Source organism: Halosimplex salinum (assembly GCF_003730195.1).
Lineage (GTDB): Archaea > Halobacteriota > Halobacteria > Halobacteriales > Haloarculaceae > Halosimplex > Halosimplex salinum.
Window position 1 is genome coordinate 143,297 of the sequence record NZ_QWGG01000005.1, and the last position, 12,790, is coordinate 156,086.

A 12,790-nucleotide genomic window follows, 5' to 3' on the forward strand; every position below is an offset into this window, starting at 1 on the left:
GGTAATTGTCGGGTATGTTGTATTATAATGTTCAGGTTTTATAGTGTTCTTTCGTGATGTACGGTGTGAGGTGACACACCAATGGTACAGGTGATGTGGCTCGCGATAGTGGCACTGGCAACGTTCTCGGTGGGGTATATCGGGTACTCCCGATACCTGGCGAGGTTCGTCGAGCTGGACGACGAACGGGAGACACCGGCACACAAGTACGACGACGGCCAGGAGTACGTGCCGTCGAAGAAACCCGTCTTGCTCGGGCATCACTACTCGAGTATCGCCGGGGGCGCCCCGATCGCGGGGCCGATCACGGCGGCCGCGGCGTTCGGGTGGTTGCCGGCGCTGATCTGGATCGCGGTCGGGAACCCGATATTCGGCGCGGTCCACGACTTCATGTCGCTGTCGTCGAGCGTGCGACACGAGGGGAAGTCGATCGGGTACATCATCGGGCAGTACGTGGGCGAGCGCGGGAAGAACATGCTGCTGTGGTTCGCGTACCTGACGATTATCCTCGTCATCGCCGCGTTCGCCTACCTGATCGGCGCGGTGCTCGACGCGTTCCCGTGGGCCGCGACGGCGTCCGTGATCTACATCGCGCTCGCGATCGTGTTCGGCGTGTACCTCTACCAGCTCGACGGCCCGTTCCTGCCGGGCGCGGTGGCCTTCGTCGCCATGGTGTTCGGCGGCGTCTGGGTCGGGCTGGAGTACCCGCTCGCGCTGTTCGCCACCGGGCGGCTCCCGGCGAACACGATCGTCCTCTTCGGGAGCGGCGGCGAGTTCCTGCCGCTGGCGGGCGCCACGAACCCGAACTTCGCCGGCTGGGTCCTCGTCACCGTCATCTACGCCTTCGCCGCGAGCGTCCTCCCGGTGTGGGTACTCCTCCAGCCGCGCGACTTCCTCACGTCGAGCCTGCTGTACACCGGCGTCGGCGGGATGATCCTCGCCGCGATCGTCGGCACGATCATCGGGTTCACCCCCGTCGACCTGAACATCGCCTCGGCCGGCATCGAGGGCGTCGAGGTGTCGTCGCTGACGACGCAGATCCCGGCCTGGAACGGCTTCGTCCACAGCGATCTCGGGCCGCTGTTCCCGTTCCTGTTCGTCACCATCGCGTGCGGGACGATCAGCGGCTTCCACTCGCTGGTCTCCTCGGGGACGACCGCGAAGCAACTCGACAAGGAGAGCGACGCCCGCCTCATCGGCTACGGCGGCATGCTCGGCGAGGGACTGCTGGGGATCACCGCGGTCCTCGCGGTGTCGCTCGTCGTCGGCGCGGGCAGTTCGCTGACCAACGCGCTGATCACCTTCCCCGCCGGTGGCGGCGCGCTGTTGACCGTCTTCGGTATCGGCGTCACCGCCGCCGCGACGTTCATCGGGCTGGTGTTCGTCAGCTTCCTGCTGACCAGCACCGACACGGCGATGCGCCTCGGCCGCTACATGCTCGAGGAAGTCGTCGGCGCGCCGGAGACCAGCGTCGAGCGGACGGTGACTAATCGCTACGTCAACGCCGGCATCCTCTCGCTCGCCGGCTACATGCTGGTCGCCTCGGGCCAGTGGGCGAACATCTGGCCGCTGTTCGGCGGCGCCAACCAGGCCCTCGCCGCGCTGGCGCTGCTGGTCGCGACCGTCTGGCTGGCGAACTGGGACGACAACAAACAGCTGATCAGCACCGGCGTCCCGCTGGTGTTCATGCTCGCCGTGACCGTCGTCGCGCTGCTGACCATCGGCCTCTATCGCAACCCGACCGACATCATCGCCGGCAACTACGAGGGCACCGTCGGCGCCCTCTCGCTGGGGCTCCAGAGCGTCATCGCGCTGGTCCTCGTCGGGCTCATCGTCGGGATCGTCCGGCTCAGTTACCGGAACATCAGAGAGGCCCGCGACGGTCTCGACCGCGACGCCATCGTCGGATCCGGCGGTAGCGGCCCCGTCGAACCCGGTGACGACTAGAAGAGTCTGTCGAGGAGTCCCGACGACTCGGACTCGTCGGGCGACTCCCACAGCGCGAACGCGCTGTCCAGGTCCGTCGCCCGACTCGTGACGATATCTTCTTCCTCGGGCGCGACGACGACCAGGTTCACCTCGTAGTGGCCGTAGTAACCGAACTTGAGCAGCGTTCGGTCCTTGAACCCGGAGACGAACTCGCGAACGTCGTCGCGGATACGCGGGACGACCAGCGCGAACGTGAAGTCCGTGCTGTAGTGTTCCTCGTCGGCATCGATCCACTCCTCGGCCAGGTCGTGCGCCAGCTCGACGTAGCGCTCCACGTCCGCGACGCTCGCACCGTCGCGCCGCGTCGCGAACAGGTGTTCCGTCGCCCCGTGGTTGGCGTAGTTCAGCGACGGGTGGAAGAAGTGCTTCTGACTCGTGATGTCCATCCGCCCGTACAGGACGAACCGCTCGCCCGCGACCGACCGGTCCCGTTCGAGGTCGAAGTTGTACATGAGCCGGTCGCTCACCCGGTCGACGTACTCGTCGTCCCACACCGGCACGTCCTCGGGTATCTCTCCCCCCGTCGACGTCGCCTCGTCCAGTTCGGCGGCGACCGCTTCGTCCGTCTCCGCCGTCTCGGGCTCGCCGTCGCCACCGTCGGCGGTCTCTCCGTCGCTCATGATTCCTCGTAGGGATGGACGTCGTCGACGGCCGGCGCGCCGATCGCCAGCACGACCGCTCGCCCGTCCGCGCTCTCGGCCACGTACGCGCGCTGTGGGCTGTCGGGCTCGACAGCGAGCGCCTCGTCGGCGCCGACCTCGTAGGTCCGCTCGGGCGTCTCGACGGACAGTGTCCCCGAGAGGACGTACAGCACCTCCTCCTGTTCGTCGTGGTAGTGATAGGCCAGCGGGACCGACTCGCCGGGTTCGACCTCGTAGCGGTTCACCGCCACGTTCTCCAGCCCCGCCGCCTCCGAGACCGACCGCCGGACGCTCGGCCGGTCCGGTGTCGGGTCGAGTTCCGACACGACCACGTGATGGTAACCCATGTCGCAGTCGAACGAGCGCGGGCGATAAAAACGTCCTCCTGGATTTCCGGTGGCGTTCTGGAGCGCATGCTTCTTGAGCAGTAGTTGCAGACCCTAATTTCGCGAAGAGAAGTCGGTCTGAAAAGACCGCAAGAGACAGCAAGCGACGAAAGCCCTCGGCGCGCTCACGGTCCCTGAGCGACATATCCTCCCTCCGGTCGGATAGGGGCCGCTCAGTCGACTGCGGGCTTCGCCCGCGAGCGCGCCTCGCCCTTTCAGTCCGCCGGAAGACTCACTCCGTTCGTCTTCCGAGCCCTGACTCGCTCCGCTCGTCAGGACGCCAGGACCGCTCCGCCACACACAGCACCGCAAAACAGCCTCACGCCTCCCCAACCGATTGTGGTGCTCGCTTCGCTGTCACCGAGAATCGAAGATTTTCGAGATCACGAGAGAGCTTCGCCCTCTCGGACGACGCTCCTCATCCACTGTCAGAGCAAGCTCTGACAAGCCTTCGTTCACTCCGTTCACGAAGACCTCGCGCGGCTTCGTCGCGGCACGGAGGCCGCCAACGTCAGAGCACGCTCTGACGGCCCTCGGAATCGCGAGCGATTCCGAGACGACAGCGCGCGTCACCGCAATCTGCTCACTAACCCACCTGTATTGAGTACACTGCTGGGATGAGAATGGTCCTATTCTTTCGACAGTTGTGACTCCGGATTAACCGTTCTGTTTGTGTGCAACGACGACCCCCCATGTCACATCCCACCGGACTGTCGGGGAGTAACCGCTACATGACTGGCGCTTCCGTCAGTGGTATGAGCGTCATCCTTTTGGATTACCCGCTACTGCGCCTTTGAGGGAGACTCCCAACGGTTCGTCAATCTATTTCCTGTAGTCATCATGCTGTTCGTGCAGTCTGAACCCGGAACCGCTGCCTGACTATTTCACCGGGTTCGTCAGGGGGAGCAGCCCCGATGAGATTATCCGGCGAAGGAGGACGACGATACCGTTGTCTAGGCCGTCGGCGAAGACCGCCTGCTCGTGTGATTCGTCGTGGTCGGCGTCCGGGTAGAAGGAACTGACCAGCAATTTTGTGCGGTCAACCAACAGTAGGCGGCTGATGGCAACCTCGTCGTCGTTCGCGGGCCCGAGGAGCCAGTCCAGTTCGGTTTCGAACACCTTCACAGATGGCAGCTCGGTACCGAGCTTGGCGATGATCGCGTCCGTCTCGCCACCGATGATCACGTTGACACCGCGGTCAACCGCGTCGTGGAGCCGCTCGTACAACGCCTCTGTCAACAGTTCCTCCTCGACGACCAACAGGACGATCTCCGATTCGGCGTCCTCCAGTAGCGTGTGTGTCCGGGACTCGATGCCGTCGTGGCCGGACAGCGCCCATACCTCCTGCATTGGGTCGCTGTCGTCGTCCTCCGGTTGGATGTCGAACGCTTCGAGGTGTGACTGGAGGGTGTCGATCCGCGTGTCGTACTGCTGACGGAGGGTCGCGGTTGCCTCCTCGATGCTGACCGCGCGAAACTGCTGAGGGGACCCGTGCTGTACTTCGACCAGCCCTCTCGACTCCAGCACTCGGACGGCGTCGTACACCCGGGTCCGCGGAACATCCGACATCTCGCTGATTGTCTTGGCGGTCCCCGCCGGGAGTTGGGTCAATGCCAGGAAACACCGCGCCTCGTACTCTTTGAGTCCGAGATCCTGCAACAGACTCACCGTCTCGGCTTTACGCTGCTCTGCTATCATTAGGTTGCCCTGTCAAGTCCGACTGATTGAGAGGGGTCCCTACGAACGGGAACAGACAATGTATTGAAGGTATTGGGTACCGCTTCGGTTGATTCGGACATACCGTGGCAAGAATTCCTAAACGAATAAGCCCTTTTACCCATATAATTAATACATTTGGAAAATCCAACCCAAATCGGTTATCGGTGGGTATATTGAAATCCAGATGTGGGCTGAGAGTCTATAGACGCGGATTGATTTGAAAATTTCAAGCGATCTCCCGGCTATCCTTGATCGTTTTCCGACCCGTCGCCGGTGTCGTCGTCCTGGCGCGCGTCGGGGCCCGACTGTGGATAGAAGTGATCCCATGACTGGACCTGCGTCTCGGAGATAATCTCGGAACTGTTGATCGTCATGCCCAAGCCCGCCAGTTCGTTGCGGATCTCTTCGATCTCCCTGACCGTGCCGGCGACGACCTCGACGTGGACATTCCGTTCGCCCCCAAGCAACTCGCGGGTGGTCACCACACCGCGAATGTCGAGGATCTGTTCGCTCAGCGAGTCCAGTTTATTCGGATTGACCGTGCAGACGAACATAACGTGGAGGGGGTAGCCCGCTTGCTCGTAGTTGATCTCGGGGTGGTAGCCCCGGATCACACCCTTCCTTTCGAGTTTGTCGAGGCGATTCCGGACTGTCGTGGAGGTCACATCCACCTTCTCGGCGATCTCCGTATCGGTCTGGCGGGAGTCGAGTTGAAGTTGGTGCAAGATGCTCCGGTCCACGTCGTCAAGTGGGCTGTCGTCCATACGGTATCCTTGGACGGGGCGACTGAAAAGTCCGCATGGGCCCTTTACGAGCAGAGATTGAAGCAGTCCGTCTGATAATTCCGCATCTGAACCTATCACTCGATTTCTAACTGGCCGCTTTCGCCACTTCCCTCACTCCCGTTCTCGTCCCATTCGAGTTCGAACTCGATACTGCGTTCAGTCATGTTGCCAGCCGGACCTTCGCGTTCAGCTTTGACCTCGAAGGTTGGCCGGGCAGGGGGGTTCAGTGTTACAGACTCGGAGCCAGATTTGAACGTGACCCCCTCTCCCTGTTCGAGCCTATCAGCGACGCGGCGAAGATACAATGCAATTTCTTCTCGGGGCTGGTCAGTTTCTGATTTGAACAGGACTTCTTCAGGCATACAGAAACAATACGCCGCCTGCGCCGATAAGTGAATCCCCTGTACTGAGCATTCGCGCGAACGCAGTGAGCGCGATTCACCGTCAGAGCAAGCTCTGACGAGTCCGCGGTCGTTCGCGGCGCTCACTCCCGCGGACACCGAAGCCGAGCGAAGCGAGGCTTCGGCCTTTTTCACCCATGTTCTTGTCGGAGGGGTCGCCGGCGGCGACCCCTCCGGGAAAAAGATGGCTGGCAAAGTTTAAACGCGCAGAGAGCCAACCGGATGACGAATCGATGGCTCCGAAAGAGACAGAGACCTGCGGTCGTTGCAGTATGACAAGCGTCGTCGACGCGGCGAGCGACGGCGACGCGGACGACCGCGACCCGTTCGGCGGCGCGCGCATCGAGGTCCCCGAAGACGAGATGCGTACAGTCGCGAAACCCCAGATCCTGGTGGGGCGCGCGAAGCGAAAGATAGACGAGGTCGCGACGCTGCTCACCTACGGACGATAATGGAAGAGAGCGTCTCAGGCTTCAAGACCCGTGGCGGGTGGGTCGACGCCGTCGAACACGGAGAGCGCATCGTCCGCGCGCTGAAGGACCTCAGCGACGACGAGTCTGTCCCGACGGCGCCGCTCGACGAGTTCGACGAGTGGCGACCGAAGAGCCACGAGCGCCTCGACGAGGACGTCAACGAGAAGACCGCCGACCAGGCCAGTGTCGAGGAAGGCGAGGGGGAGAAAGCCGGCAAGGGGCCGGACGAGGACCTGCAGACCGCCGGCGAGAAACTCACCGAGTCCTACGAGAATCTGGACGAGCCGGACGAGGCCGTCGACAAGTGGGGCGAGTCGCTGGACTACGTCGCCCGCGCGGCGGACTCGGCGGGCCGGAAGGCCGTCAGGAAGGTCGAGGACGCCGTCTACCGCAACGTGATGACCCAGATCGCGCCCTACTACTTCGACAACGAACTGATCAGCGCGAACCTCCAGCGGGTCAACGGCGACGACCGACCGGAGTACGTCTTCGAGATCAACGTCAACGACGACGACCTGAAGATCATGGTCTCGAACAAACTCGCCGACTACGAGTCGGCGGTCGACCGCTGGCACGTCGATACCGAGAAGGCCACCGACGCCGCAGAGGCCGCCGAAGGCGTCGAAGCCCCCGACCCCGAAGCCGAGGCCGACGCCGAGACGACCTGACGGGTCGATTTCCGGCCCGACTGGTTCGCGGAGTCCACGCTCGACGCCGGTAAGCGCCGCCGTCGGTCGGTTCGGCGGAGACACCGTCATGATTGAACCGTGCGATGGGCGAAGTGGGGTCGGCTACCTGGAACCGGCCTGCGAGACGTTTTCGACGTCGATGGTGAGCGTCGAACTGTGGAGTCGTCGGCGTTCCTCGTGGACGTGAGTGTAGAGGACGTACGCCTCTCTGGTGGGGTCGTAGCGGACTGTCGCGTCCTGGATGCCCCGTTCCGGCTGTGCCGTGTCGTTCCGGAACGGTCGGGCAACGGTTCCGACGTGCGTGAAGTTCGACGAAAGCGACTCCGTCGCGAACAGTGAGACCGTGTAGTTCGGATGGACTCTCGTGTGGTCGGCGAATATCAGGTAGATGCCGTCTTGCTCGATAACATCGTAGTCGCCGGTCTTGAACCCGTTTTCAGACTCGTAGACAGGCTGTCCCTCGGTCCAGTTGCTGACCCCGTCCGACGAAGTGGCGTGCCCGATCGCGGAGCCCGAGAGGCCGGTGGTGTTCCCTGCCTCGTAGAACATGTGGAAAGTCTGGTCTTCGTAGTAAACGCCGGCGTCGTCGAGGTGTTCCGGAAGTCGGTACGCTGTCCAGTCCCCGGTCAGCGAGTCGCTGACGAAGACGGCTCCCTGTGCGTACGCGTACCAGCGGTCTTCGGCACGCAACATCGTGTCAATCGACGTCCCAGGCGGCTTCACCTCGTAGAAGACATCGGTCCGGTTGGTCTCCCAGCCTCCCGACTGGGGGATCCGCTCCCCGTCGGTTTCGAGGAGGTGCGCGCAGTGGTACTGGGATAGGAGATAGGTCTTCTCGTCAGCACGCAGTAAGACGTTGTCGTGCGAGACGCCCGGGAGTACGGAACTGTTGCGTTTGCGCTCGGCCCGGAACTGGACGCGGACGCTCGATTCGTTCCCCGTCGACATCGTCTCCGACCCGCTAAGCGTCTGGATCGGGTCCGCCGTCGCCGGTTGCGACGAGTTCCATCCGACCTCGTTCGCCGGCGAGACGCACGCACGCTGTTGTTGCTGTGTGGTCTCCGGCGCGTCGGGCAGTACGACCAGCAGGCCCCCGCCACCGACCAGTCCGAGGAGGAGACCGATCAGCAGTCCGTATTTGAGATACGACCGCAGGGCTCCGCGCGAATCTATCACGTATCGACAAGTCTGGATATTTACTATATCTCTTTCGATCGCGGTGGTCGTCGGAGTCCAGAGGCTATAAGACGCCGTCTTCGACTGGATACGGGTGTATCGATACCACGGCAGTGCTGTCTTCTCACGAACCACCGCAGTCGGCAAGCTATTATACGAACCACCGTTAGCCGTGCGCAGATGGCATCGTTGGCGATACTTGTGATCGCGGCCGGAGCGAGTCTGTTCATGGCGTGGGCGATCGGCGCGGGTTCGTCGGGGTCGACCCCCTTCGCCCCCGCCGTCGGCGCCAACGCGATCTCGGTGATGCGCGCGGGCTTCGTGGTCGGTATCCTCGGTCTCGCGGGCGCCGTGTTCCAGGGCGCCAACGTGACAGAAGCGGTCGGTGAGGAACTGATCCTCGGTGTGACGCTCTCGCCGACCGCCGCCGTCGTCGGCCTGCTGACCGCGGCGATCCTGGTCGCGATCGGCGTCTTCGCCGGCTACCCGATCGCCACCGCGTTCACCGTGACCGGCGCCGTCGTCGGCGTCGGCCTCGCCCTCGGCGGGGATCCCGCGTGGTCCAAGTACCGGCAGATCGGCGCGCTGTGGCTCGCCGTCCCGTTCGTCGGCGGCGGTATCGCCTACGCCACCGCCCGCCTGCTCAGGAGCGAGCGCGTGTCCGAACGGCTCGCCGTCCCCGCGCTCGCCGGCGTGGTCGGCGTCATCCTCGCCAACGTCCAGTTCGTCTTCCTCGGCCCGCCCGGCGAGCAGGCGTCGCTCGTCTCCTCGGGCGTGACCGCGACCGGCGGCCCCCCGCTCGTCGTCCGCGCGCTCGTCTCGCTCGCGGTCGCCGCACTCGCCGCCCTCGTCCTCTGGTGGGACGTGCGCGCCGACAGCGCTCGCGGTCAGCGCCACTTCCTGCTCGTCCTCGGCGGCCTCGTCGCCTTCTCCGCCGGCGGGAGTCAGGTCGGCCTCGCGATCGGCCCGCTCGTCCCCCTGCTGGACCCGTTCGAACTCCCGATCATCGCGGTCCTCGTCGGCGGCGGCCTCGGGCTCCTGATCGGCTCGTGGACCGGCGCCCCGCGGATGATCAAGGCGATCTCGCAGGACTACTCCTCGCTCGGCCCCCGCCGCTCTATCGCCGCGCTCATCCCCTCCTTCGCTATCGCCCAGACCGCCGTCTTCTTCGGCATCCCGGTCTCCTTCAACGAGATCATCGTCTCCGCCATCGTCGGTAGCGGCTACGCCGCCGGCAACAGCGCGGTCAGCCGCGAGAAGATGCTCAAAACCGTGGCCGCCTGGGTCGGGTCGCTCGTGCTCGCGCTCGGTATCAGTTACGGCGTGTTCGTCGCCGTCGACGCCGTTCTGTGACCGGGGACTAACCGACTCACTCCCGCGACGCGGAGCGAGGCTCCCGGTAGCACGTCAACATACGGCACACGGAGAAAACGAACGACCGCGGAGGCGCCTCGACCGGAGGCAGGAACGGGGGCTTACTCGTCGTCGCCGAGCAGGTCGGCGGGGTCCTCGTCGCCGCGCTCGGCGATCCGGGCGTTGATCTGGCGGGTCGCGTCGCCGACCTCGCGACCGCGGACCGTCACGCGCTTGCGCTCGCCGTCGCGGCTGGGGTCGTAGCCCGTGCCGCCCGTCAGCATGATCTGTTTGAGCTCCGTGCCGCGCACGTCGCCGCGCATCGGGCGACCGGTCTCGTCGGAGCCGCCGGTGATCTCCAGCGTGTAGCCCGACAGGCCGACGCTTCCCCCGTCGACCTCCTCACCGATCTCTCGACCGATGAATCGGTTCGCGTCCTGTCCGTCGATCTCGATCTGGTAGGTGTGGCCGTCCTCCGGGTCGGAGACGGCGACCGTGAAATCTGCCATATAAGTCCGAAATCAGCGCGGCTTCAAAAGCCCGTCGGAACGCCTCCTCGGAACGACCCCGCTCGGCGACGACGGTCGGCCGAACCGGGCGAGTCAGCCCCCGCCACCGCTGTTCCGCGCACCCCTCGTTCGCTACGTCAGGTCGAGGGTGAACCCCGTCTTCGCCTCCCTGTCGAAGCCACAGGACTCGTAGAACTCGTGTTTCCACGCCTCGTCGGAGCCCGTCAGCAGCATCACCTTGTAGCAGTCCCGTGCGCTCGCCCGGTCGACGGCCGCTTCGACGCACTGCGTGCCGAAGCCCTCGCCCCGGTAGTCCTCGTGGGTCACGACGTTCTCGATCAGGGCGAACGGTCGGGCGCCCCGGGTCAGGTTCTTCGTCACCGAGAGGACGCAGGAGGCGACGAGGCGGCCGTCGTGCTCGACCACGACCACGTCGAGTTCGTCGTCGGCCACCATCTCGGCCCACAGGTCGTCCACGTCCTCGGGGCCGAGCTCCGGGTCGTCGGGGTTGAGCATCCGGTACAGCGCCAGGAGTTCGTCGAGTTCGCCCTCGCGGACGGATCTGGTCGTGGCCATGTCGCTCTCGGATCGGCCTGCGCGCGCCCCGCAGTTGAATGGCCGTGGTCCGCGGCTCGTCCGGGAGCGAGAGGGGAGCGGGCCGAGAGTGACCGTCTACGACCGCTCGACGCCCGTCACCGTCGAGACGCGAGCGTTCTCCTTCAACCGGATCCCGGCACCACCGACCGACAGCGGCACGCGGTCGAGCTCCGAAAGTTCGAGCGTCGGGTGGAACGCACCGCGCGCCCGGACGGCGTCGCGGGTCTGGACCGTCGCGACCACGTCCTCGGGGGCGGCCAGCGACTCGTTGTACTCGAGGAGGTACTGGCCCGCGTCGAGGTGCCACCACTGGTAGTCGTCGCCCTCGTTCCGGTACTGTCGGTCGTGGGGTTCGAGGTCGGCCGCTTCGAGTTCGCCCCCGCCGAAGTCGACGCGACCCGGTTCGGCCACCTCGTAGACTTCGGTGACTGTGAGGTCGAGTCCTCGCCCCTCGGTCTGGGTCGGTTCGTGGACGATGCCGTCGACGAACGCCGTCAGGTCTGTCACGTTCGAGGGCAGGGCCGCTCGCGGCAAAAGAGTGGGGCGGCTGGAACGGCGTTCAGTGTTCGTGCTTCTTGAGCAGTAGTTGCAGACTCTAATTTCGTGAAGGGAAGTCGGTCTGAAGAGACCGCAAGAGACAGCAAGCGACGAAAGCCCTCGGCCCGCTCGCGGTCGCTGAGCGGGATATCCTCGCTCCGCTCGGATAGTGCCCGCTCAACGACTCCGCTCCCTCCGGTCGCCGCGACCGAGCCTCGCCCTTTCAGTCCGCCAGGAACGCACCACACAGCACCGTACCTCACACCTCCCCAGCCGATTGCGCTACTCGCTTCGCTGCGTTGCTCATCCCTCGCACGGTGCTGTCGCGGCACGAGAGCCGCGACAGCGCGCGCCACCGCAATTGTTCACTCTGTGGGCTGTATTGAACGCTTCAGCGCGAATCGATACGGTGAGCGGCTTCGTCCGCTACTGCGGTTGCAGATCGCCGGCCTCGACCATCGCCTCCAGCGGGTTGTCGTCGATCTCGAGCGGGAAGTCGACGCGGCCGCGTCGGCGCGCAGACTCCCAGACGCCGAAGATGATCTCGGTGGTGTTGAGCGCGTTGCGGGCGCCGATCGACGGTTCCTCGCCGCTCTCCAGACAGTCGACGACGTGCGCGACGGCGTCGTCGATCGGGTCGGTCCAGGCCCCTTCCTCGACGGTCTCGGCGGTCCACTCGTCGCCGTCGGTCCGCCACCGCAGGTCCGCGTCCCCCTCCTCCGGGCCGACTTCGAGGACGCCGTCGCTCCCGACGAAGCGCATGTCGGCGGGGACGAGGGCGGACCCGACGCCGGTCGAGATGACGGCGTCGACGCCGTTCTCGTAGCGCCAGTGGGCGTGGGCCTGGTTCTCGTTGTGGGCGCCGAACCACTGGTTCGCCTCGCGGTAGTCGATCTGGCCGATCACCCACTCGGCCGGCACGTCACCGACGACGCCCGTCGCGAAGTCGATCATGTGGGTGCCGCCGTCGTAGATGTTGCCCGGCGAGAGTTCGACGCGTTCGAGGTCGCCGATAGCGCCCGACTGCACCCGCTCGCGGGCTTCGACCCACGTCGGCTTGAATCGGCGCATGTGGTTGAACGTGAGTTGAACGCCGCGGCGGTCGCACACCTGTGCCATCAGTCGCGAGTTGCCCCACGTGAGGTCCATCGGCTTCTCGCAGTGGATGGCGTCGACGCTGGGCGCTCGCGCGCAGTCGATCACTACGTCGGCGTGGATATCCGGCCACACCGAGATCGAGACGATGTCGGGCTCGGCCTCTGCCAGCATCGTCTCGTAGTCCTCGAAGGTTTCCTCGACGTCGAAGCGGGCGGCGAACGCGTCGGCGCGCTCGGGTTCGAGGTCGGCGCAGGCGACCAACTCGCAGTCGTCGAGTCTCTCGTAGCCCTCCGCGTGGTAGTAGTTCATCGCGAAACCGTCCGGTCCGGGGTTCTTCAGGTCCGCCTCGTCGCCGGTCCCGATAAAGGCGATGTCGTGAGAAGTCACGATTCTCCCTCCCTCGCCCGGTGCGTTAGTCCTTGGGTTGGCGGAAGCGT

Annotated in this window: 13 protein-coding genes and 1 pseudogene; 4 read left to right on the plus strand and 10 right to left on the minus strand. The window is 64.8% G+C overall.

Annotated elements, in window-relative coordinates; genetic code table 11:
* Nucleotides 1-81 precede the first annotated feature (81 nt).
* Nucleotides 82-1,947: a carbon starvation CstA family protein gene (locus D1409_RS14745; protein WP_123537756.1), complete on the plus strand. Its 1,866-nt coding sequence runs from the start codon at nucleotides 82-84 to the stop codon at nucleotides 1,945-1,947.
* On the opposite strand, the gene D1409_RS14750 is transcribed toward D1409_RS14745, so the two are convergent.
* From D1409_RS14750 to D1409_RS14770, 5 genes are all read right to left on the minus strand, one after another.
* On the minus strand, nucleotides 1,944-2,609 hold the full coding sequence (locus tag D1409_RS14750; RefSeq protein ID WP_123537757.1) for a hypothetical protein: 666 nt from the start codon (nucleotides 2,607-2,609) through the stop codon (nucleotides 1,944-1,946). The two genes, D1409_RS14745 and D1409_RS14750, sit on opposite strands and share 4 nt — an antisense overlap.
* Nucleotides 2,606-2,977, minus strand: a complete 372-nt coding sequence (locus D1409_RS14755) for a cupin domain-containing protein (RefSeq protein WP_123537758.1) — start codon at nucleotides 2,975-2,977, stop codon at nucleotides 2,606-2,608. The genes D1409_RS14750 and D1409_RS14755 overlap by 4 nt, the downstream gene beginning before the upstream one ends.
* Nucleotides 2,978-3,895: 918 nt before the next feature.
* Entirely contained in the window at nucleotides 3,896-4,714 is an 819-nt protein-coding gene (locus tag D1409_RS14760) for a TrmB family transcriptional regulator (RefSeq protein WP_123537759.1), read from the minus strand.
* Nucleotides 4,715-4,977: 263 nt separating this feature from the next.
* Nucleotides 4,978-5,499, minus strand: a complete 522-nt coding sequence (locus D1409_RS14765) for an Lrp/AsnC family transcriptional regulator (protein WP_123537760.1) — start codon at nucleotides 5,497-5,499, stop codon at nucleotides 4,978-4,980.
* A 95-nt stretch (nucleotides 5,500-5,594) separates the two neighbouring features.
* Entirely contained in the window at nucleotides 5,595-5,882 is a 288-nt protein-coding gene (locus D1409_RS14770; RefSeq protein ID WP_123537761.1) for an amphi-Trp domain-containing protein, read from the minus strand.
* A gap of 311 nt (nucleotides 5,883-6,193) precedes the next feature.
* Here D1409_RS14770 and D1409_RS14775 point away from each other — a divergent pair, with 311 nt between their 5' ends.
* Together D1409_RS14775 and D1409_RS14780 are read left to right on the plus strand one after the other, a co-directional pair.
* Nucleotides 6,194-6,373 (plus strand): hypothetical protein, encoded by a 180-nt coding sequence (locus tag D1409_RS14775; RefSeq protein WP_235853566.1) that lies wholly within the window; start codon nucleotides 6,194-6,196, stop codon nucleotides 6,371-6,373.
* Nucleotides 6,373-7,062: a DUF5828 family protein gene (locus tag D1409_RS14780; protein ID WP_123537763.1), complete on the plus strand. Its 690-nt coding sequence runs from the start codon at nucleotides 6,373-6,375 to the stop codon at nucleotides 7,060-7,062. Before D1409_RS14775 ends, D1409_RS14780 begins: the two co-directional genes overlap by 1 nt.
* A 123-nt stretch (nucleotides 7,063-7,185) precedes the next feature.
* Here the strand turns inward: D1409_RS14780 and D1409_RS14785 are convergent, their stop codons facing one another.
* Nucleotides 7,186-8,259: a glycoside hydrolase family protein gene (locus D1409_RS14785; protein WP_123537764.1), complete on the minus strand. Its 1,074-nt coding sequence runs from the start codon at nucleotides 8,257-8,259 to the stop codon at nucleotides 7,186-7,188.
* 180 nt (nucleotides 8,260-8,439) lie between these two features.
* Between D1409_RS14785 and D1409_RS14790 the strand changes: the two genes are divergently transcribed.
* Entirely contained in the window at nucleotides 8,440-9,612 is a 1,173-nt protein-coding gene (locus D1409_RS14790) for an inorganic phosphate transporter (protein WP_123537765.1), read from the plus strand.
* Between the two features lie 122 nt (nucleotides 9,613-9,734).
* Here the strand turns inward: D1409_RS14790 and D1409_RS14795 are convergent, their stop codons facing one another.
* From D1409_RS14795 to D1409_RS14810, 4 genes and pseudogenes are all read right to left on the minus strand, one after another.
* A complete protein-coding gene (locus D1409_RS14795) occupies nucleotides 9,735-10,121 on the minus strand; it encodes a 30S ribosomal protein S6e (protein WP_123537766.1) in 387 nt (128 codons plus the stop codon).
* Between the two features lie 132 nt (nucleotides 10,122-10,253).
* Nucleotides 10,254-10,703 (minus strand): annotated as a pseudogene (locus D1409_RS14800) (GNAT family N-acetyltransferase); the annotation flags it as partial.
* A gap of 90 nt (nucleotides 10,704-10,793) precedes the next feature.
* A complete protein-coding gene (locus D1409_RS14805) occupies nucleotides 10,794-11,225 on the minus strand; it encodes a dCTP deaminase/dUTPase family protein (RefSeq protein WP_123537768.1) in 432 nt (143 codons plus the stop codon).
* Between the two features lie 456 nt (nucleotides 11,226-11,681).
* On the minus strand, nucleotides 11,682-12,740 hold the full coding sequence (locus tag D1409_RS14810; RefSeq protein WP_235853567.1) for a Gfo/Idh/MocA family protein: 1,059 nt from the start codon (nucleotides 12,738-12,740) through the stop codon (nucleotides 11,682-11,684).
* Between the last annotated feature and the right edge of the window lie 50 nt (nucleotides 12,741-12,790).